At 70.6% G+C, this 18,651-nt stretch carries 14 protein-coding genes; 8 read left to right on the forward strand and 6 right to left on the reverse strand.

Annotated features, from left to right (window positions below):
* Nucleotides 1-81 precede the first annotated feature (81 nt).
* The 3 genes from KN815_RS00145 (at nucleotide 82) to KN815_RS00155 (ending at nucleotide 4,635) form a co-directional block, all read left to right on the forward strand.
* Complete coding sequence (locus KN815_RS00145) at nucleotides 82-1,005, forward strand: DMT family transporter (RefSeq protein ID WP_216338899.1); 924 nt, start codon at nucleotides 82-84, stop codon at nucleotides 1,003-1,005.
* 145 nt (nucleotides 1,006-1,150) lie between these two features.
* The gene (locus KN815_RS00150; RefSeq protein ID WP_216338901.1) at nucleotides 1,151-3,511 is read left to right on the forward strand and encodes a glycoside hydrolase family 65 protein; all 2,361 of its coding nucleotides are present in this window, start codon (nucleotides 1,151-1,153) and stop codon (nucleotides 3,509-3,511) included.
* A gap of 575 nt (nucleotides 3,512-4,086) precedes the next feature.
* Nucleotides 4,087-4,635 carry a glycoside hydrolase family 97 N-terminal domain-containing protein gene (locus tag KN815_RS00155; RefSeq protein ID WP_216338903.1) on the forward strand — a complete coding sequence of 183 codons (549 nt, stop codon included), beginning with the start codon at nucleotides 4,087-4,089 and terminating at the stop codon, nucleotides 4,633-4,635.
* A gap of 83 nt (nucleotides 4,636-4,718) precedes the next feature.
* Here KN815_RS00155 and KN815_RS00160 read toward each other — a convergent pair whose 3' ends face one another.
* The 5 genes from KN815_RS00160 to gcvPA form a co-directional block, all read right to left on the reverse strand.
* The gene (locus KN815_RS00160; RefSeq protein ID WP_216338905.1) at nucleotides 4,719-5,360 is read right to left on the reverse strand and encodes a GntR family transcriptional regulator; all 642 of its coding nucleotides are present in this window, start codon (nucleotides 5,358-5,360) and stop codon (nucleotides 4,719-4,721) included.
* Nucleotides 5,361-5,409: 49 nt separating this feature from the next.
* Nucleotides 5,410-6,156 carry an SDR family NAD(P)-dependent oxidoreductase gene (locus tag KN815_RS00165; RefSeq protein WP_216338907.1) on the reverse strand — a complete coding sequence of 249 codons (747 nt, stop codon included), beginning with the start codon at nucleotides 6,154-6,156 and terminating at the stop codon, nucleotides 5,410-5,412.
* Between the two features lie 81 nt (nucleotides 6,157-6,237).
* Nucleotides 6,238-7,446, reverse strand: coding sequence for an ATP-NAD kinase family protein (locus KN815_RS00170; protein WP_216338909.1), 1,209 nt, complete (start codon nucleotides 7,444-7,446; stop codon nucleotides 6,238-6,240).
* On the reverse strand, nucleotides 7,443-9,035 hold the full coding sequence (gcvPB, locus tag KN815_RS00175; protein ID WP_216338911.1) for an aminomethyl-transferring glycine dehydrogenase subunit GcvPB: 1,593 nt from the start codon (nucleotides 9,033-9,035) through the stop codon (nucleotides 7,443-7,445). Before gcvPB ends, KN815_RS00170 begins: the two co-directional genes overlap by 4 nt.
* Nucleotides 9,032-10,411 carry an aminomethyl-transferring glycine dehydrogenase subunit GcvPA gene (gcvPA, locus tag KN815_RS00180; RefSeq protein ID WP_216338913.1) on the reverse strand — a complete coding sequence of 460 codons (1,380 nt, stop codon included), beginning with the start codon at nucleotides 10,409-10,411 and terminating at the stop codon, nucleotides 9,032-9,034. Before gcvPA ends, gcvPB begins: the two co-directional genes overlap by 4 nt.
* A gap of 145 nt (nucleotides 10,412-10,556) precedes the next feature.
* Here gcvPA and KN815_RS00185 point away from each other — a divergent pair, with 145 nt between their 5' ends.
* From KN815_RS00185 to KN815_RS00205, 5 genes are read left to right on the forward strand one after another with little or no spacing between them, the layout of a single operon-like run.
* Nucleotides 10,557-11,903: an ABC transporter substrate-binding protein gene (locus KN815_RS00185; RefSeq protein ID WP_216338915.1), complete on the forward strand. Its 1,347-nt coding sequence runs from the start codon at nucleotides 10,557-10,559 to the stop codon at nucleotides 11,901-11,903.
* 4 nt (nucleotides 11,904-11,907) lie between these two features.
* Entirely contained in the window at nucleotides 11,908-12,849 is a 942-nt protein-coding gene (locus KN815_RS00190) for a carbohydrate ABC transporter permease (protein WP_216338917.1), read from the forward strand.
* Nucleotides 12,846-13,703 (forward strand): carbohydrate ABC transporter permease, encoded by an 858-nt coding sequence (locus tag KN815_RS00195; RefSeq protein ID WP_253208640.1) that lies wholly within the window; start codon nucleotides 12,846-12,848, stop codon nucleotides 13,701-13,703. The genes KN815_RS00190 and KN815_RS00195 overlap by 4 nt, the downstream gene beginning before the upstream one ends.
* On the forward strand, nucleotides 13,700-15,778 hold the full coding sequence (locus KN815_RS00200) for a beta-galactosidase (protein ID WP_216338919.1): 2,079 nt from the start codon (nucleotides 13,700-13,702) through the stop codon (nucleotides 15,776-15,778). The genes KN815_RS00195 and KN815_RS00200 overlap by 4 nt, the downstream gene beginning before the upstream one ends.
* The gene (locus KN815_RS00205) at nucleotides 15,775-17,991 is read left to right on the forward strand and encodes an MGH1-like glycoside hydrolase domain-containing protein (RefSeq protein ID WP_253208641.1); all 2,217 of its coding nucleotides are present in this window, start codon (nucleotides 15,775-15,777) and stop codon (nucleotides 17,989-17,991) included. The genes KN815_RS00200 and KN815_RS00205 overlap by 4 nt, the downstream gene beginning before the upstream one ends.
* A 94-nt stretch (nucleotides 17,992-18,085) precedes the next feature.
* Here KN815_RS00205 and KN815_RS00210 read toward each other — a convergent pair whose 3' ends face one another.
* Nucleotides 18,086-18,622 carry a carbonic anhydrase gene (locus tag KN815_RS00210; protein ID WP_216338920.1) on the reverse strand — a complete coding sequence of 179 codons (537 nt, stop codon included), beginning with the start codon at nucleotides 18,620-18,622 and terminating at the stop codon, nucleotides 18,086-18,088.
* Nucleotides 18,623-18,651 lie beyond the last annotated feature (29 nt).

Consider the following 18,651-nt stretch of genomic DNA (forward strand, 5'->3'; position numbering starts at 1 on the left):
AGCTGTGTAGCCTGGCGGAAGGGCCCGGGGAGCGCATCAGGAGAACCAGGAGAGAAGGACGCGAGCCCGGGAGTGGTGCCCATGGTGACGACGACGATCGTGCTGTCCGTCGTGTTCGCCCTGCTCGCGGCCGGCAGCAATGCGCTCGGGACGGTGTTGCAGCGCCGCGCCGCGCTCACTGTTCCCGCGTCACGATCATTGCGCCTCGGGCTGATCCGCGACCTGCTGCACACTCCGGTCTGGTTCGGCGGGATGCTCGGCGTCGTCTTCGCCGCCCTTTTTCAGGCCCTCGCGCTGGCCACCGGATCGCTCGCCACCGTCCAGCCCATCTTCATTCTCGAACTTCCGCTGGCTCTGGTGATCGGAGGGCTGGTCTTCCGTGTCGGTGTGTCGCGCAAGGCATGGATCTGCGTGGCCTGCATCGTCGGTGGGCTGGCGCTGGTGCTCTTCTCGCTGGCCCCCACCGGAGGGCGCGACCAGGTGCCCGGGATCTGGTGGGTGCCGGGGCTCGCGGTCACCGGAGGGATCGGCGCCACCCTCGTTCTGGCCGGTCTGCGGCGCCCCACCGGTCTGATGCGAGCGGCCTTCCTCGCGGCAGCGGCGGCCATCGGAAACGCCGTCACCGCGGCGCTGGTCAAGTCGGCCATGAACATTCTCACCGATCAGGGCGCGGTCGCCTTCTTCGCCGCGTGGCAGACGTACAGCTTCGCGGCCGTCGGCGCGTTTTCCCTGTTCCTGCTGGGGGTCGCCATGCAAGGGGGCCCGCTGATCGGCTCGCAGCCCGCCTTGACGCTCGGCGATGCCACGGTGAGCTTCTTTCTCGGTGTGACGCTCTACGGGGAGCAGCCGCGCGCCGGATTCTGGCTCGTACCGGCACTGCTGGGGCTGAGTGTGCTGCTGTACGGAATTTTCGGGCTGTCCCATACGCGTTGCCTCGCCCAGTGTGTCGACCGGAGCAGGGATGAACTCGGTGGCATAGGCGAGCCTGCCGCCGCGCGCGGGTGAGGTCGCCGGTGGACGCGGCGGATGTCGCCGGTGGACGCCAGTGATGTCGCCGGTAGAATCGTGAATACGGCGAAGTTGGGCCTCCCGGACAAATTGAGCGTCGTGGCGTCGGACCTCTACGAGCTGAGCTGTTGGAGGGTCGAAAGTGATCAGCCACCATGCCTACGCCGTCGAGCCGTGGTGTCTGCGCGAGACCGAGCTCAACCTGGACGTCCTCGCGCAGAGTGAATCCGTGTTCTCCGTGTCCAACGGGCATGTCGGCTGGCGCGGCAACCTCGACGAGGGCGAGCCGCACGCCCTCCCCGGCAGCTATCTCAACGGTGTGCACGAGCAGCATCCGCTGCCGTACGCGGAAGGCGGCTACGGGTTCCCCGAGTCCGGCCAGACCGTGATCAACGTGACCAACGGCAAGCTCATCCGGCTGCTGGTCGACGACGAACCGTTCGACTTGCGCTACGGGCGGTTGCGTTCGCATGAGCGCGTGCTCGATCTGCGCACCGGCCTGCTCCACCGCGTCTGCGAGTGGACATCGCCGGTCGGCAGGACGGTACGGGTGCGCTCCACCCGGCTGGTCTCCTTCACCCAGCGCGCCATCGCCGCGGTCGCCTACGAAGTGGAGCCGGTGGACGCCCGGACGAACGTGGTCGTCCAGTCGGAGCTGGTCGCCAATGAGCAACTGCCCGCGCTCAGCGGCGATCCCCGGGTCGCCGCAGCCCTGAAGTCGTGCCTTCGGCCCGAGGAGCACGCCGCGGTCGATACGCGGTTGCGCCTGGTGCACCACACGGCGGCGAGCGATCAGCGGATCGGGGCCGCGGCCGACCATGTGGTGCGGGGCCCCGGCTCCACCCGCAGTTCCAGCGAGAGCGCGAATGACGTGAGCCGCTTCACCGTCACCGCGGTCCTGGACCCCGGCGAGACGCTGCGCATCGAGAAGTTCGTCTCCTACGGCTGGTCCGGGATCCGCTCGCTGCCGGCCATCCGGGACCAGGTCGAGGCCGCGCTCACCGGTGCGCGCGACACCGGCTGGCAGGGCCTGGTCGACCAGCAGCGCGAGTATCTCGACGGCTTCTGGCGCCATGCCGATATCGAGGTCGACGGCGACGCGGAAATCCAGCAGGCCGTCCGCTTCGCCCTCTTCCATGTGCTTCAGGCGGGCAGCCGGGCCGAACAGCGGTCGATCCCGGCCAAGGGCCTGACCGGCTCCGGATACGACGGACACGCCTTCTGGGACACCGAGACATTCGTTCTGCCACTGCTCACCTACGCCTCGCCGAACTGCGTCGCCGAGGCCCTGCACTGGCGGCAGAACACCCTGCCCGCGGCGCGGGTGCGTGCCCAGCAGCTAGGACTGCGGGGTGCGGTCTTCCCGTGGCGCACGATCGACGGTGCGGAATGCTCCGGGTACTGGCCGGCCGGAACCGCGGCCTTCCATATCAACGCGGATATCGCCGCCGCCGTCGTGCGCTACATCTGGGCCAGCGGCGACACCGACTTCGAACGGCGCACCGGTGTGGAACTGCTGGTGGAGACGGCCCGGCTATGGCGTTCCCTCGGCCATCACGACTCCGGGGGCCGCTTTCACATCGATGGTGTCACCGGCCCCGACGAGTACAGCGCGCTCGGACACGACAACGCCTACACCAACCTCATGGCCCGGGCGAATCTGCTGGCCGCCGCCGATGTGGCCGAGCGCCATACGGAGCGGGCCGCGGCGCTCGGTGTCGACAAGGAGGAGACCGCCGGATGGCGTGACGCGGCCAAGGCGATGTCCGTGCCGTATGTGAGTGCGCTGGGCCTGCACGAGCAGTCGGCGGGCTACACCGCCCTCGACGTATGGGATTTCAAGAACACGCCGCCCGAGCTGTACCCGCTGATGCTGCACTTCCCGTACTTCGACTTGTACCGGAAGCAGGTGGTCAAACAGGCGGACCTGGTACTGGCGATGTATCTGTGCGGCGATGCCTTCGAAGCCGACCAGAAGGCGCGCAACTTCGCCTACTACGAGCCGCTGACCGTCCGGGACTCCTCGCTGTCGGCCTGTGTCCAGTGTGTGATGGCCGCCGAAGTGGGCCATGTGCGGCTCGCCTTCGACTACCTGGGCGAGGCCGCGCTGATGGACCTCGCGGATCTGGAGAAGAACACCCGCGACGGCCTGCACATCGCCTCCCTGGCAGGCACCTGGGTAGGGCTGGTCGCCGGCTTCGGCGGTATGCGCGACCACGGGGACGTCCTGTACTTCGCGCCCAGGCTTCCCGAAAGCCTCAACCGGCTGGCGTTCTCCGTGCTGATCCGGCAGCGCTGTCTGCGGGTCGACATCACGGGCTCGCAGGTCACCTACACCTTGCGGGACGGCGAGCCGCTCCGGATCAGCCACGGCGGCGAGGTCATCACCCTGTCCAAGGGCACACCCCAGACCCGCCCCGTCGAGCCACCGACCGCCCTGCCCGAACCCGCCCAGCCACCGGGCAGACGCCCCGAACCACGCCGCTGGCCGCGCCGGCGCTAGGCCCTGTCCGGCGGATCTTCGCGGGCCCGCGACGCCTGGCACGGCACCTCGCCGCGTTGTCGGCCGGGGGCCAGGGCAGTCCACTCCTGGGCCTCCCATTCGCTTGCCGCTTTGATGGGATTGCCGAGCCACGCCCGGGTACCGTGGAGGCGAAAATCGCAGTAGGGCATCTGGAAGCAGCATGCGCTACCTGGCACAGCGCACTCGACGATTACCCGCTGGTCCAATCAGGGAGGGCTGATCAGCGGATGCAGAACATGCAGAGCATGCTGCAACTGATCAAACCGCATCTGAAGAATCATGCTGCCCGCGACCTGAACGACCGCGCACGCATGGTCATGCCTGCCTCGCTGCCGGCCTGAGGAGTGCGCACGTCCCGTTCGGATCGTGCTGGCACTGGCGGGGCGCGGAGCCGGACACCCGAGGCACGCACATCCGGTTCGCGGCGGTGGCTCGGGGAAGGGTGACGACGGCACTGTCGTCATCGCACCCCGCACCATGGAACAAGCCCCCGCATCCGACAGGACGTATCCCGTCTGTTGTGCACGACCCGGTCAGCCTTGATGGAGGGTGAAGTGGTCAGCAAGCCAGGCCGTCGTACGGTTCTTGGCGCCACCGCCGGCGCCGCACTCACCGGGGTGTTCAGCGCCCCCGCCGGCGCCGCCTCATTCGCCGAGGCGTCCGGGCACGTCACGGTCCACTCGCCGAATGGCCGGTTGCGGGTGACCGTTCTGACGGCGAGCGGGGGTCTTCGGTATCAGGTCGTGCGTGATGGCCGGGTGCTGGTCGGGCCCTCCGGGCTCCGGCTCGACCTGGGCGGGCGGCCGTCGCTCACCAGTGGGCTGGTGGTGGAATCCTTCAAGCGCAGGACGATCGAGGAGTCGTGGCGTCCGGTGTGGGGTCCGGACGCGCTCGTCCGCAACCATGCCAGGGAGTGCGTGGTGCGGACCGTGCAGTCGGCGAGTGGGATACGGCTGGACCTGGTCGTCCGGGTCCTCGACGACCACGACAACCCGCTGCCGATCGATGTCCGGACCACAACGGTGCGATCGTCCACGGTGCTCACACTGCGACTCGTCGCGGGCGGCGGCACCGCGATCCGCTTGCGCCCCGCGCAGTATTAGCAAACGGTGCTGGCCGAGACTCGGCCAGCACCGGCCGGGAGGGGACCGCACAGGCTGACGACGGGCCGCCCCCGGGGTAGCTCTCAGTCCTTGAAGTGCTCCAGGATCCGGTGCATCCCGCTGTTCCAGTTCTCCTTGAGCGCCGCCACGGCCGCGTCGATGTCGCCGCGCTGTAGGCACTCCGCGATCCGCTCATGCTCCACGGCGGAGCGCTCCAGGGTGTCCGTGTCGCCGAGGGCCACCCGCTCGTAGCGGTGCATCGTCACCTTCATCGAGGTGATCAGCTTCATCAGCCGGTCGTTGGTGCAGCCCGACAGGAGCAGGTCGTGCCACGCGTCGTCGTAACGCTCTATGACGTCGTGCGGCGCCTGCGGCGCGGAGAAGGCCCGTGCCTCCTCGAGGAGACGGGGAGCCGTCGCCCGCAGCCGCTCCGGATCGCTGGACTCCAGGGCCAGTGCCTCCAGCGCCGCCACGATCGCGGTCAGATCGCGGAACTCCTGCGCGCTCAGCGGCGTGAACCGGAAGCCCTTGCCACGGTCGCTGGTGATGACGCCCTCGCGCTCAAGCGTGATCAGTGCCTCGCGCAGCGGAGTGCGGCTGACTCCGAGTTCGGTGGCGAGCTGTCCCTCGTTGATCGGCTCGTTGGTCGCGATGGTGCCGCGCCCGAGGCGCTTGATCAGTTCCTCCTTGACCTGTTCGCGCAGCGGGCGGTTCTCGATTGGCATGTGGGGGAGCCCTCCTCTTCCGTCCGGTCGATTATCCGTTACCGGCGAGTCACGCGGTACCGGCTCCGTCGACCGGGATGATCGCCCCGCTCGTGAACGACGACGCGTCGGACGCGAGGAAGGCCACGGTCTGTGCGATGTCCCTCGGCTGCCCGATCCGGCCGAGGGGCCGGTCGGCGGCGTCGGCGTAGAACGCGTCGGAACTCTCGCCGAGCTGCCGGGCCTCCTCGGCGAGCATGCCGGTGGCCGTGTCGCCGGGGCACACGCAGTTGACGCGGATGTTGTCGGGACCGTGGTCGATGGCCATGGCGCGGGTCATATTGACGACGGCGCTCTTGGAGGCGCAGTACGAGACGGCGCGTCGGCCGCCCGAAATGCCCCATCCGGAGCCGGTGTTGATGATCGAGCCGCCGCCCTGCGCGGCCATGCCCGGTATCACCAGGCGGCTCATCAGCATGATGGAGCGGACGTTCACGGCCATCACCAGGTCCCAGTCGTCCTCGGTGATCTCGCAGACGGTGGAGCGGCGGATGATGCCGGCGTTGTTGAACAGCACGTCGGCGTCGCCGAAGTACTCCCGCGCGGCGGCGGCCACGGACTCGCAGTCCTCGCGTCGCGAGACGTCGCAGCGGACGAAGACGCCGCCGGTGTCCTTGGCGGTCTGCTCGCCGCCGTCCGTGTCGATGTCGGCGATGACGACGCGGGCGCCCAGTTCGGCGAGGACATGAGCGGTGGCCCGGCCGATACCGGTGGCTCCGCCGGTGACGATGGCACGTTTGCCGTTGAGAGTGATCATGAGGGTTCCTTTACCGGGTTGGGGCGCGGTTCAGGCGCTCGGACGGTCGGGCACTTCAGGGGGTCGGGCGGTTCGGGCGGTTCAGGTGGTCAGGCGGTACAGCGACGTGCGGCGGCGGCCGGTGATGACGGGCAGATGGCCCGCCAGTTCGGCATCCAGCGCCTCGTCGCCCGTGTCGAGGAGGAGAGGGCGGCCGCCCAAGGACGCCAGCTTCTGTTCGGTGCACAGCACGAGCAGCCGTTCCCGGCCGCCCGCCGCGCGCAGGACCCGCGGCGAGATCTGCTGGTTGCCGCGGCCGAGGAGAAAGCCCTGGCCGCCGATGGGAGAGAGGCCGATCCAGCACGGCCCCGCCGCGAGGAGGGCGTCCTCTCCCCCGTCGCGCAGAACGACCTCCGTGGGGTGACCGGGCCGCAGCGCGAGCACGTCGACGCCGGTGAGGGAGACATCGGCCCCCAGCGCGGCGGCGACGGCGCGGGTGGTACTGCCCGGGCCGAGTGCCAGCAGTCCGTCGCCGACACGCTCGGCGACCTCGGCCGCGATGCCGCCGACCGCCTCCGGCGCACCGGCCGTGCTGCCGGTCTTGCGCTGCTGGACGCGCACGGGCACGTCGGGCACGGGGAGCCAGCCGTAGAGTCGGGAGGCGACGCGTCCGGCACGCAGTTCATCCTCGTCCCGGTCCATCACTTCGGCGTCGCGCAGGCGTACGGAGCCGGAGCGGGCGAGCCACGCGGCGGCGACCTGGCCCGCCGCGCGCGGGCTGACGCCGAACACGGCCGAGTGCATCTTGACGCCGGTCGGCACCCCGAGCACCGGGCAGTGCACCCCGTCGAGCGCGGTGAGCACATCCCGGGCGGTACCGTCGCCGCCGGCCAGGAGCAGCAGGTCGACTCCCTCGGCGACGACGGCGCGCACGGCGGCGAGGGTGTCCTCGGCCGAGGTCTCGTCCCCGGCCCCCGGGACGTACACGACCCGCGCTGTCAGCCCGGCCGCGGCGACGGAGTCGGCCCCCATGGCTCCGGCGGCGGTGACGACTTCCGGTTCCGCGACCGCGCCACCCAGCGCACCGGCACCAGCACCGGCACCGGCACCAGCACCAGCACCAGCACCGACGCCCGATCCCGCCCGCAGCTCACGCAGCTCACGCAGTGCCGCGGCCGCCCGTTCCCCCGCCAGGGCCCTCGCGCCCAGGGCGAGGGCGCGGTGGCGGCGCTCCCGGCCGTCGGTGCCGCCCAGGCCCACCCGGCCGCCGAGTCCGGCGACCGGGTTGACCACCAGGCCGATCCTGGTCAACGGGTGGCCTCACCAAGGATCTTGCGGCGGTAGGCGCGCCAGGAGACCGCCCAGGTGGCCGGGTCCTCCAGGGTCTCCGGGCGGATCCGGTGGATGGTCGAACGGTGCGGGGCCGTGCGGACCGTCTCCGGCGACTCGTACGCCTCGCGGGCGATCTCGGTGAGGATCGCCACGTACTCGTCGAGGTCGGCGCGGGTGTACGACTCGGTCGGTTCGAGCGTCATCGGCTCGGGGACGAGGTACGGGTGGTGGCTCGTCCAGTAGTGGGTGCCGAAGTCCGCGGCGCGCAGCCCGATGTCCTCGGAGTGCAGCCCGGTGTCCTCGTGCAGCTTCTGCCAGCTATAGCGGACCTGTTCGACGCGCGGCCGCCCCTGGGCGTACGGCACCGAGACCCCCGGGATCCGGCGGACCTTGTGGAGCAGGTAGTTGTTGTTGAGGACGGCGGTCTCCGCGGCGGAGCGCAGCCCCTCCGCGCCGAGCGACATGATCCATGCGTACGCGCGCACGAGGTTCGGCACCACCCCGTAGAACGGCCGCATCTTTCCGATGGACTCGGGCCGGTCGTCGTCCAGACGGTAGCGCTCGCCGTCGAACTCGACGGTGGGGCGCGGCAGATACGGCGCCAGCTCCTCCGTCACCGCGGACGCGCCGGCCGCCGGTCCGCCGCAGGCGTGCGGTGTCGAGAACGTCTTGTGCAGATTGAAGTGGCACAGGTCGAACCCGGCCTCGCGGGCGCGGGTGATGCCGAGGATGCCGTTGGCGTTGGCCTGGTCGTACGAGCACAGGCCGCCCGCCTCGTGCACGATCCGTACGAACTCCTCGATGCGCGGGTTGTAGATGCCCGTGTCCTCGGGGTTGGTGATCAGCAGCGCGGCCGTGCGCGGTCCGACCGCGGCCTTGAGCGCCTCGATGTCCGGGTAGCCGTCCGCGTCCGGGTGGAGGGTGATGACCTTGAATCCGGCCGTCTTCGCGCAGGCCGCGTTGGACGGGTGGGAGAAGATCGTCGTGATGACCTCGTCGCGCTGCTCCAGCTCGCCGCGGGCGGCGAAGTACGCGCGGATCATGGCCACGTTGGTGTAGATCGCGGCCGAACCGGCCGCCGGCTGGAGGGAGACCCGGTCCATGCCGGAGATCTCCTTCAGGAGCAGTTCCAGGCTGTGGATGATGCCGAGGACGCCCTGGACGGTGTCCTCGTCCTGGAGCGGATGCAGCGCGGCGATGCGCGGGTCACGGACGAACTGGTCGTTGACCTTGGGGCTGTACTTCATGGTGCAGGTGCCCTGGCCGACGTCGATGTTGAGGTCGGCGCCCAGGTTCTCCTGCGACAGACGCAGATAGTGGCGCAGGACCTGCTGCTGTGACATCTCGGGCAGGGCGGGCGGCTCGGCGCGGCGCAGCGCCGGGGGAATCTCCACCGGGGCGATGGCGGGGTCCGGCGCCGGGACAAGGACACCGCGTTCGCCCGGCGAACCGAGTTCGAAGATCAGCTTCTCGTCCCAGGATGCCTGCTGGAAGCGGCGCAGACGCGGCTTGGGCGCGATCCGCGCGTCCTCGGGCGAGACGGGTGCGGGGGCGTGGTGGGCGGTCACTTGACGATCTCCTCGAGGGCGGCGGCGAGCCGGTCGATGTCGGCCTTGGAGTGGACTTCGGTGACGCAGAAGGCGGCCTCGTGCTCGCCGGTGGGCACGGAGCCGTAGATGCCGCGCTCCTTGAGGTCGGCCCGGATCTCGGCGGCGGTCCTGCCGCCGGTGTAGCGCACGGTGAAGTCGGCGAAGTGCAGGGCGTCGCCGTACGGGACCTCGATGCCGGGCACCTGGGCCAGGCGCTGCCGGGCGTACGCGGTGTGGGCGAGGATCGTGTCGCCGATCTCGCGCATGCCCTGCGGTCCCATCAGGGCGAGATAGACACCGGCGCCGATGCCGTGCAGCGCGGCCGCCGTGCCGACCCACTCCTTGCCCTCCTCGCGCAGGGCGAAGGAGGTCCGCTCGTGTGCCACGTCGCCGAAGCCGTACTCGCCCTCGACCGAGGTGGGCGCGAGCCCGAACAGGCGCGAGGGGTACTCGGCGACCAGCCGCTCCTCGTCGCGGGTGGCGATGAAGCCGGCGTTGCCGCCGCCGAAGCTCTGGTGGATGCCGAGCGGCTGGATGTCGCCACAGGCGATGTCCGCGCCGTACGCGGAGGGGGGTGCGAGCACGCCGAGGGTGAGCGGATTGCAGCCGACGACGTACAAGGCGCCCGCGTCGTGGGCGAGTTCGGCGAGGCGCGGCAGTGCAGAGTCGACGATGCCGAGGGCCGAGGGGGCGTCCGCGTAGACGGCCGCGGTGTCACCGGCGGCCAGCTCCCGGTGCAGCGCGTCGAGGTCGGCGGAGCCCGTCTCGGGGTCGACCGGGACCACGGTGATGTCATGGTCGGGACGGACGTAGTCCCGTATGCGGGACAGCTTGTCCGCGTCGATCGCGGTGGCGACGAGCACGCGGCGGCGCCCGGTGACGCGGCCCGCCATGCGCAGGGCGGTCCCGGCGGCCTGGAAGCCGTCGTACACCGGGACGTTGACGACCTCGACGTCGAGCAGCTCGGCCATCATCGACTGGTACTCCCACAGCGCCTGGAAGCGGCCGTGGTCCTCATACGGCTCGCCCGCGTACGCGGTGAGGAACTCGCTGCGGTTGACCACCTCGTCCACGACCGCGGGCACATGGTGCGGGTAGCAGCCCGAGCCGAGGAAGCTGAGGACCTGCCGTGTTGAGGTGTTGCGGGCGAGCAGTTCCTCCATATGCCGGGTGAGTTCGACTTCCGAACGCAGCGCGGCCGGCAGGTCGAGGGGGCGGTGCAGCCGGATCCCGGCCGGGATGTCGGCGTAGAAGTCCTCGATGCTCGCCGCACCGATCTCTTCGAGCATCGCCTGCCGCACTGACGGCACGGAGTTCGGGATGTAGGGGTGGACAAAGTTCTCGGACGACGTCATGCCGTGCCTTTCGCGTAGGCAAGCAGCTTGGCCCGGCCGGGGGCGGCCGGTCTCAAAAGTCTTTGCTTGTACACCTCTTGACGGCGGACTCCGTCATTCAGTGTTCTGAATACAGCATTATGCATTCAGGCACCAGGAGGCAAGAGTGTCAACGAGACCCACCCGGCGGGCCGTTCTGGCCACGGGCCTCGCGGCCACGGCGTCACCCCTGCTCAGCGGCTGTGCCATGGGTGGCGTGGGCGGCGGCGGACGGGCTCCCGAGATCGACGGGAAAGCGGACGACAAGGGAGGAAAGGTCAGCGGCAAGATCACCGTCTGGTCGTGGGATGTGGCCGCCAAGGCCATGAAGCGCCTCGCCGGCGACTTCGAACAGCGCCACCCCGGCACCACCGTCGACGTCGTCGACATCGGCTACGACAACGCCTACGACAAGATCACCATTGGGCTGCGCGGAGGCACGGGCCTCGCGGACGTCCTCACGGTCGAGGGCACCCACATGCCGCGTTACATAGCCAACTTCCCGGCCGGCTTCTACGATCTGATGAGCCTCGGCGGTCGCTACGGCGGCGACTTCGAGCGCGCGGCATGGCACACGGTCACCGGCCCCGGCGGCAAGCTGTTCGCCCTGCCCTGGGACATCGGCCCATGCGCTCTCTACTACCGCACCGACCACTTCCGCGCCGCGGGTGTCGACCCCCGCTCCCTGCTCACCTGGGACGACTACGTCAAGGCCGGTATCCGCATCAAGAAGGCCACCGGCCACAAGCTGATCATCCAGGACCCCGCGGACAAGGACGCCGGGATCTTCCCGATGCTGCTGCAACAGCAGGGCCAGCACTACTTCAAGGGCGGCCGCGTCGCCGTCGACACCCCGGCCGCCGTCAAGGCCCTGACCTTGATGAAGGCCCTCGGCGACGAGGGCCTGGTGGCCTACGAGAGGGGCTGGGACGGACTGGTCACCGGCACCAAGGAGGGCAAGGCCGCAACGACACCCACCGCCGCCTGGTGGACGGGCACCCTCACCTCCGAAATGCCCGAGCTGAAGGGCAGGTTCGGGGTGGTGCCGCTGCCCGGCTTCACCGCCGACTCCATCCGCACCTCCAACGTCGGCGGATCCACCCTCGCTGTGCCCGCGCAGAGCAAGAATCCGCGGCTGGCCTGGGCCTTCATCGAGTTCCTGCTCACCCGCAAGGACAACCAGATCTCCATGCTCAAACGCGAAGGTCTCTTCCCCGCCTATCTGCCCGCGCTCGACGACCCCCATCTGAGCGAAAGGCAGGACTACTTCGACGGTCAGCGCACCCTCGATGTCTTCGCCCGCCTCGCCCGCAACATCCCTCCGGTCGAGTACGACAAGGACGACGCCAAGGCCGCGGACATCATGATCTCCGCCGTCACCGGCGTGATGCTGCACGGCCGGGACCCGCGCCGCGCCCTGGGCTCGGCCGCCGGGCAACTCGCCAGGGCCACCGGCCGCAAGAGGGCGGAGTAGCGCGATGGCCGCCCCCACCGCCCCCACCGCCCTCGACCGGGGCCCCGCCCCGGTACGCAAACCCGCCGCGGCCCGCGGCGGACGACGGCGCCCGCGCCTGGCCGCCTGGATCTTCGCGGGCCCCGCGGCCGCCCTCTTCGCCCTCTTCTTCGCCTATCCGCTGGGTGCCAGCCTGCTCCAGAGCTTCACCTCCGAGGACGCGGGCACCACCCGCTGGGTCGGGCTCGACCAGTACCGGCGGATGTTCGACGACCCGGCGTTCCTGAAGTCGCTGTTCAACACCGGCGTCATCCTCGCCATACAGGTCCCGGTGATGATCGGCCTCGGACTGGCCCTCGCCGTCCTGCTCAACCAGTCATGGCTCCGCTTCCGCGGCACCTGGCGCGCGGTCTACTTCCTGCCCGCCGTCACCACCCTCGTCGCGTACGCAGTCGTCTTCCAGGTCCTGCTCAAGACGGACGGCGGCCTGGTGAACCAGATCCTCGGCGCGCTCGGCGCCGGCCCGGTCGACTGGCTCAACAGCCCCACCTGGGCCCGCGTCTCCCTCATCGCGTCCCTCACCTGGCGCTGGACCGGATACAACGCCGTCATCCTGCTCGCCGGACTCCAGGCGATCGGCAAGGAACAGTACGAGGCCGCCTCGATCGACGGTGCCGGGACGGTGACCACCTACCTCCGGGTGATCCTGCCGCAGTTGCGGCCCGTGGTGCTCTTCTGCGTCATCACCTCCACCATCGGCACCCTCCAGCTCTTCGACGAGAACTACGTCCTCACCCGCGGCGGCCCCGACGACGCGACCCTCACCCCCGTCGTCTACCTCTACAAGGTCGGCTTCCAGCAGCTCGACTTCGGCTACGCCGCCGCGATCGCCTGGGTCGTCGTCGCGCTCATCGCCGCGATCTCCGCCCTCCAGTACCTGGTGTTCGGAAGGGAGCGCCGCCGGTGACCCCCCTTACCCCCGCCCCGGCACGGGTCCATCCGGCCCGCCGGGCCGGCCGCTGTCTGGTACGGCTGCTGCTCGCCCTCGGGGCCGTGGTCAGCCTGGTGCCGTTCTTGTGGATGGCGATCGCCGCCACGCACTCCACACCGGAACTCTTCCGCTCGCCGCCGCCGTTCCTGCCCGGCGGGCGGCTGCTCGACAATCTCGTACGCCTCCAGGACACCATCGGATTCGGCCGGGTGCTCCTCAACAGCGTCGGGATCGCCGTCGTGCACACGGCACTCAGCTCGCTGATCTCCGCGATGTGCGGTTACGGGCTCGCCAAGTACCGTTTCCGCGGCCGCGGTCTGCTGCTCGGCGCGGTGCTCATGACGATGATGATCCCGTTCCAGGTGCTGCTGGTGCCGCTGTTCCAGATGATGGCGAGCGTCGGCTGGATCGACTCCTACCAGGCCGTGATCCTGCCGTTCCTCGCGAACTCGTTCGGCATCCTGCTGATGCGGCAGGGCTTCGTCGACTTCCCCGACGAACTCCTCGAATCGGCCCGGGTCGACGGCTCCGGGGAACTGCGCACCTTCTACCAGGTCGTGCTGCCGTGTGTACGCCCCCAACTGGGCGCCCTGGTGATCTTCACCTTCATGACCCAGTGGAACAGCTTCATCTGGCCGCTGCTCATGCTCAACACGGAGGACAAATACACCGTGCCCGTCGCACTCAACACCCTCACCGGTCTCTCCCGGGTCGACTACTCGGGACTGATGCTCGGCTCGCTGCTCGCGACGCTGCCGCTCATGGCGCTCTTCCTGTTCTTCCAGCGGCAGTTCGTGGCCGGACTGCTCGGCGGGGCGGTGAAGGGATGAGCCGCCCCGGCCGGACCCGTCTCACCCGCGTCCCCGGCCTGCTGTACGGCGGCGACTACAACCCCGAGCAGTGGCCCGAGGAGGTCTGGGCCGAGGACGCCAGGCTGATGCGGGAGGCCGGGGTCACCATGGTGACCGTCGGCGTGTTCTCCTGGGCCCGGCTCCAGCCGGGCCCGGACACCTGGGACTTCGCCTGGTTCGACCGGCTCCTGGACCTGCTGCACGCCCACGGCGTCGCCGTCGACCTGGCCACCGCCACCGCCTCACCGCCCGCGTGGCTGGTCCGCGCCCACCCGGAGATCCTGCCCGTCACCGCGGACGGCGTACGCCTCGAATTCGGCTCGCGCCAGCACTACTGCCCGTCCTCGCCCCAGTACCGGGCCGCCGCACTGCGGCTGACGCGCGCCCTCGCCGAGCGGTACGCGAACCATCCCGCGCTCGCCCTGTGGCATATCCACAACGAGTACGGCGACCACGTCACGGAGTGTTTCTGCCCCCGCTCGGCCGCCCACTTCAGGGCCTGGCTCGGCGAGCGCTACGGCACCATCGACGCCCTCAACCACGCCTGGGGAACGGCCTTCTGGTCGCAGCGCTACACCACGTACGACGAGATCGAACCGCCGCGCACCGCGCCCGGACCGGTCAACCCGACCCAGCTTCTCGACTGGCGGCGGTTCTGCTCCGACGCGCTCCTGGCCCTGCACCGCGCCGAACGCGAGATTCTGACGGAACTCGGCCCGGACACTCCCGCGACGACCAACTTCATGTCGATGTTCAAGGCGCTCGACTACTGGAAGTGGGCGCAGGCCGAGGACTTCGTCTCCGACGACGCCTACCCGGACCCCGCCGATCCGCACGCCCACATCACCGCGTCCCTCAACTACGACCTGATGCGCTCCCTCAACGGCGGTACCCCCTGGCTGCTCCTCGAACAGGCCCCCTCGGCGGTGAGCTGGCGCCCGGTGAACGTCCCCAAAAAGCCGGGCCTCCAGCGGCTGTGGTCGCTCCAGGCCCTGGCCCGCGGCGCCGACGGCATCATGTACTTCCAGTGGCGGGCCTCCCGCGCCGGAGCGGAGAAGTACCACAGCGCCCTGCTGCCGCACCGCGGCACCGCCTCGCGCGGCTGGCGCGAGACGGTGCGCTTCGGCGCCGAACTCGCCCGCCTCGGCGACATCGCGGGCAGCCGGCTCGCCGCCGACGTCGCGATCGTCCTGGACTGGGACTCCTGGTGGGCGCTGGAGGGCGACGACCACCCCTCGGCCCGGATGCGCTGGCCCGATCTGCTGCGTCCCTGGTACACGGCTCTCCACGCCCGCTCCATCACGATCACCTTCGTCCCGCCGGATGCCGCCCTCGACGGCTACCGGGCCGTCCTCGCGCCCAACCTGCACCTGCTGCGCCCGGAGCACGCCCGCCGGATCGCCGACTACGTACGCGGCGGCGGCCACCTCGTCTGCGGACCGTTCAGTGGCGTCGTCGACGGACACGACCACATCCACGACGGAGGAGCGCCCGGTCCGCTGCGGGAGGTACTGGGTCTGTCGGTGGACGAGTTCTGGCCGGTCCCCGACGGGGAGACGGTCACCCTGGCCTCCGGAGCCGAGGCCACGCTGTGGACCGAGTGGATCGTGACCGAGGGCGCCGAGACCGCCGACGGGTACGCCTCGGGCCCGCTCGCCGGCCGGCCCGCCGTCACCCGGCACCCGTACGGCTCCGGAACCGCCTGGTATGTGAGCTGCCATCTCGGCGAGGACATCGGCGACATACTCGACCGGGCCCTGACCGCGGCGGGCGTACGGCCCGTCCTGGACGCTCCCGAAGGCGTGGAGGTGACGGTCCGCGCCGGTGCGCGGGACACGTATCTCTTCCTCCTCAACCACGGCGACCGGCCGGCGCGGACCGCGCTGACCGGTGCGTACGCCGCGGGTGGCACCGATCTGCTCACCGGAGGGGCCGTTCACGGCCACATAGCTCTCGAACCGCTCGGCGCCGCGGTCATCCGCGTCGCCTCCGCCCCCGGCTCCACCGCCCCCGACTCCCCCACCCCCGACTCCCCCGGAGGAACCGACCAGTGACCGGACACCGGCCCCTGTACGCCCTGACGGCGCTCCTGCTCGCCGCGGGCGCGCTCGCCGCCCCGCAGGCCGCCTCGCAAGCCGCCTCGCACCCCGCCTCCGCCGCGGACCATCCGCGGCCGCCGTCCCGCTACGCGGACGTCCTCGATCTGCACGGCACCCCGACCGCCGCCCTGCCCGGCGACGACAAGGACAACAACCCCGTCACCGTCTTCGCCGACCGCGGCGCCTGGCACGCCTACGCCCTGCCCGAGAAGGGCGACCGCGCCGCGTACGGAGGCTTCACCGGGCCGCTCTACATAGCCCAGGAATACCCGTGGTGGCTCAGCACCTCCTTCAGCCGCATCCGCCTCAGTGAGGGCGGGCACACCCTGGACCTCGCCGCGGGCGGCACACCCCGGTTCACCTCGCTGCCCGGGCTGCTGCGCCAGTCCTACGACCTCGGACGCGGCCTGCGCCTCACGCTGGAGCTGCGGTTCGCCACCGACCGCAGCGCACTCGTACGAGCCGAGTTGCGCAACACCGGTACCGCGACGCGCACCCTGCACGCCGGCTGGACCGGCAGCCTGCTGCGCCCCAAGGACGCGCCGATGCGCGACGCGCCCTCGCTCACCGCCACACCCACCGGCGTCGGCGTCGACTTCGCAAGAGTCCGCAAGGAGTGGGACTACCTCACGGACGGCACCGAACGCTTCGAGATCACCCACAAGGAACCCGTCCGCACCACCCTCGACGGCGACACCTACCGGACGGCGGCCACGGCCCCGGTCACCCTCGCCCCCGGGCGCTCCCACCGCTTCGACTGGACCGAGTCCTACACCTTCACCGCCGCCGAACGCACCCGCGAGGCGCACCGGGCGCGGCAGGTCCTCGCCGCCCCCTCGGCCGAGGCCGCCGCCGCCGACGAGCGCTGGCGCCGCTATGTCCGCGACGTGACCCGCGGGGTGCCGGCGGACCGGCGGCGGATGGCCGTGAAGTCGCTGGAGACACTCGTCACCAACCGGCGCAGTGCGGCCGGGAAGATCAAGCACGACGGCATCACACCGTCGATCTCGTACAAGTGGTTCACCGGCGGCCTCTGGGCCTGGGACACCTGGAAGCAGGCGGTCGGCACCGCCCGCTTCGACCCCCGGCTCGCCCAGTCCCAGATCCGCTCCATGTTCGACTGGCAGATCCGGCCGGACTCCCGGACCCGGCCGCAGGACGCCGGAATGATCCCGGACGCCATCTTCTACAACGACCCCGCGCGCGGCGGCGGCAACTGGAACGAGCGCAACTCCAAGCCCCCGCTGGCCGCCTGGGCCGTATGGGAGGTCTACCGCAGAAGCGGCGACACGGCGTTCCTGCGCGAGATGTACCCGAAACTCGCCGCCTACCAGGACTGGTGGTACCGCAACCGGGACCACGACCACAACGGCCTCGCCGAGTACGGCGCCACCGTCGACCCCGCCAATGACTCGCCCGAACAGCGGCGCCTGGCCGCGGCCTGGGAGAGCGGCATGGACAACGCGCCCCGCTACGACGCCGCGCTCGGCACGTCCGTCGTCGCCAACCGGGCCGCGGACGGCACCCTCCTCGGCTACTCCCTCGCCCAGGAGTCCGTCGACCTGAACGCGTATCTCGCTGCGGACCAGGGCTACTTGGCGCGGATCGCGGCCGTCGTGGGGCACGGCCGCGACGCCCGGCGGTGGAAGGAGAAGTCGGCCGCCACCCACGCCCTGGTACGGAAGACGATGTACGACCCGGCCGACGGCTGGTTCCACGACACCGCGCTCGGCACCGGCAAGCCGCTCACCGCGCGCGGGCGCGGCATCGAGGGCGCCATCCCGCTGTGGACCGGCACGGCGTCCGCGGCGCAGGCCCGGACGGTGCGCGCCCGGCTGACGGACCCCGGCGAGTTCGCGACCGGGGTGCCGTTCCCCACGGTCGCCAAGAGCTCCCCGTACTTCTCGCCGACCGCGTACTGGCGCGGCCCCGTCTGGCTCGACCAGGCGTACTTCGCCCTCGGCGGCCTGCGCCGCTACGGCTACGGCAAGGACGCCGATGCCCTCACCGACCGGCTCCTCGCGCATGCGTCCGGGCTCTCCGGCAACGGTCCGATCATGGAGAACTACGACCCGGTCAGCGGCGCGCCGCTCAACTCGCCCCACTTCAGTTGGTCGGCGGCGTCGCTGCTGCCGATGCTGACCGGAGACGAGGCCCCGGCCGGGTAGCCCGCTGCCAACACGGTTCTCGCCGTCGGCGGGGCCGCCGCGTCCGGCGGCGGCCCCTGCTGGACCTACGGAGGGCCGCTGCTGCCGCGATCACTCACCGGACGACCGTGGTGACCTCCCCCGTGGCGAGATCGTAGGCGTAGCCGCCGACCGCGAGGTCGCCGATGCCCGGCGCGAGCTCGGGTGCCGAGCGCAGCTTGGCGACGTCCTCCTGGACCGTTTCGGCCGGCTCCAGGACGGCCATCCGCAGGGACGTCCGCTCGTCCCAGCCGCCACGTGCGGCGTAGCCGGCGCGCAGGTCGTCGTCGGCGAGCAGGCCCGAGCCGCAGTCGGTGTGGTGGATGACGGCGATCTCGAACCAGTCCGCGTCGGGGGTCTTGTTCTCGTGCAGGTGCACGATCCAGGCGAGGTCCTTGATGACCGCGGGGGTCACGCGGCCGCCGACGTTGCGCGCGACGATCGCTTCCCCGAGCCGGACGCCGAGGATGGCCGCGGGCTCCACGCGCGGGTCGATGCAGGTGATCAGGTATAGCTGTCCGAACGGGACGAAGGGAACCTCGGGGACGTCGGCCTGGGCGCCGGAGGCCGCGAAAGCGCGGTTGCGCTCCAGGTACGGGGTGATGTTCGGCATGGCTGGTCCCTTCAAGATCAAGAAACCTT

Origin of the sequence: Streptomyces niphimycinicus, assembly GCF_018883605.1 — a bacterium.
Lineage (GTDB): Bacteria > Actinomycetota > Actinomycetes > Streptomycetales > Streptomycetaceae > Streptomyces > Streptomyces niphimycinicus.

Excerpts from the sequence above, each read along its gene's own strand:
- KN815_RS00145 (WP_216338899.1), top strand. The coding sequence starts at position 82 with ATGGTGACGACGACGATCGTGCTGTCCGTCGTGTTCGCCCTGCTCGCG.
- KN815_RS00160 (WP_216338905.1), bottom strand. The coding sequence starts at position 5,360 with ATGCCAATCGAGAACCGCCCGCTGCGCGAACAGGTCAAGGAGGAACTG.
- KN815_RS00165 (WP_216338907.1), bottom strand. The coding sequence starts at position 6,156 with ATGATCACTCTCAACGGCAAACGTGCCATCGTCACCGGCGGAGCCACC.
- gcvPA (WP_216338913.1), bottom strand. The coding sequence starts at position 10,411 with ATGACGTCGTCCGAGAACTTTGTCCACCCCTACATCCCGAACTCCGTG.
- KN815_RS00190 (WP_216338917.1), top strand. The coding sequence starts at position 11,908 with ATGGCCGCCCCCACCGCCCCCACCGCCCTCGACCGGGGCCCCGCCCCG.
- KN815_RS00200 (WP_216338919.1), top strand. The coding sequence starts at position 13,700 with ATGAGCCGCCCCGGCCGGACCCGTCTCACCCGCGTCCCCGGCCTGCTG.
- KN815_RS00210 (WP_216338920.1), bottom strand. The coding sequence starts at position 18,622 with ATGCCGAACATCACCCCGTACCTGGAGCGCAACCGCGCTTTCGCGGCC.